The sequence below is a fragment of the Microbacterium sp. 69-10 genome, from assembly GCF_001897945.1.
Taxonomy (GTDB): domain Bacteria; phylum Actinomycetota; class Actinomycetes; order Actinomycetales; family Microbacteriaceae; genus Microbacterium.
This window is the reverse complement of record NZ_MKRT01000028.1, coordinates 237,465-238,830: the sequence shown is the minus strand read 5'-3', so window position 1 is coordinate 238,830 and position 1,366 is coordinate 237,465. Positions and strand designations below refer to the sequence as shown.

General features: G+C 70.6%; 2 protein-coding genes and 1 pseudogene. All 3 read right to left on the bottom strand.

Features of this window, described 5'->3' with window-relative positions; translation table 11 throughout:
- Nucleotides 1-359, bottom strand: a pseudogene (locus tag BGN97_RS15725) (permease); the annotation flags it as partial.
- Nucleotides 356-1,051: an ABC transporter ATP-binding protein gene (locus BGN97_RS15720; protein WP_292703491.1), complete on the bottom strand. Its 696-nt coding sequence runs from the start codon at nucleotides 1,049-1,051 to the stop codon at nucleotides 356-358. The pseudogene BGN97_RS15725 and the gene BGN97_RS15720, both read right to left, overlap by 4 nt.
- A 96-nt stretch (nucleotides 1,052-1,147) precedes the next feature.
- Nucleotides 1,148-1,366, bottom strand: a 219-nt coding sequence (locus tag BGN97_RS15715) for a response regulator transcription factor (RefSeq protein WP_292703488.1), incomplete at its 5' end; no start/stop codon positions are given.

Sequence of the window (1,366 nt, the reverse complement as noted above, 5' to 3'; positions counted from 1 at the left end):
GCCACGACGCCGGCGGTGGCGATGAGGGTCGATTCGACGACGGTGATGGTGCCCACGCCCGCTGGCGTCACGCCCAGCAGCCGAAGGGTGGACAGCCGCTCGTCACGGCGACGGGCCGACAGCCGGGCGGCCGCGCCGCCGAGGGATGCCAGGGGCACCACGAGCAGCACCAGGGCCACTGCGGCGAGAACCTGATAGATGAGCGCCATCTCGTCGTCCCAGCCCCAGAACGACTGGGCGCCGCCCACGACCGTCAGCACGAGCGCCGTGACGATCGCGAACGCCGTGGCGGGGATCACCAGCGTCGCGGCATTGCCCGGCGCCGGTCGCAGCAGCACCCGGACCACCTGCGGGTTCATGCGTTCACCTCGGCATCCACGATGACGCCGTCGCGCATCCGCAGCACGCGCGTGCAGCGCGCCGCCACCTGGGGGTCGTGCGTGACGACCACGAGCGTGCGCCCCTGACCTGTGGTCGACCAGAGGAGCGCGTCCATCACCTCCGCAGAGGTGTGCGAGTCCAGAGCGCCGGTCGGCTCGTCGGCGAAGATCAGCTCCGCCCCGGTCACCTGAGCGCGGGCGATCGCGACCCGCTGCGCCTGCCCGCCGGAGAGTTCGCCGATGCGGCGGTCCTCCATCCAGGCGAGACCCAGCGACTGCAGCCAGGCGGCTGCCGGGCCGATGGCGTCCTGCCGCTTGGCGCCGTTGATCATCAGTGCGAGCGCGACGTTCTCGATGGCGGTGAGCTCCGGGATCAGCAGTCCCTGCTGGAACACGAACCCGAAGCGCTCGCGCCGTAGCCGTGAGCGGACCGATTCGGACTGTCCGGTGACGTCGATGCGCTCACCGGATGCCGATGTGAACGCGACCGACCCGCTGTCGGGGCTGATGATGCCGGCCAGCGCATGAAGCAGCGTGGTCTTGCCGGAGCCCGACGCGCCCATGATGGCGAGGGACTCGCCGCGATGGACGGCGGCGTCGACGCCCGCCAGGGCGCGGGTGGGGCCGTAGTTCTTCGTGAGTGCGTGCGCGTTCAGGACCGGATCGTTCATGATTCCAGCATCAGATCCGTGGCAGGCGCGCGTCGTCGGTCCGCAGGATGACTCGAGTGCGGGGCGGTCATCCTCCCGGATGATCCTGCATCGCCCTCACCGCGCGGTGCCGGAACGGTGCGCCCACACAGCCACCTGGAGCCGATCGCGCATCCCGAGTTTGGCCAGGACATGACCCATGTGGGTCTTGATGGTCGGCTCGGACAGGTGCATCCGCTCGCCGATCTCCAGGTTGCTGAGACCGTCCGCGACCAGCCGCACCAGTTCGATCTCGCGCGGCGTCAGGATCTCGCCCGAGGGGAGCGGCGGCGGGGG

Coding starts and splice junctions, on each gene's coding strand:
- BGN97_RS15720 (WP_292703491.1), bottom strand. CDS start 1,051: ATGAACGATCCGGTCCTGAACGCGCACGCACTCACGAAGAACTACGGC.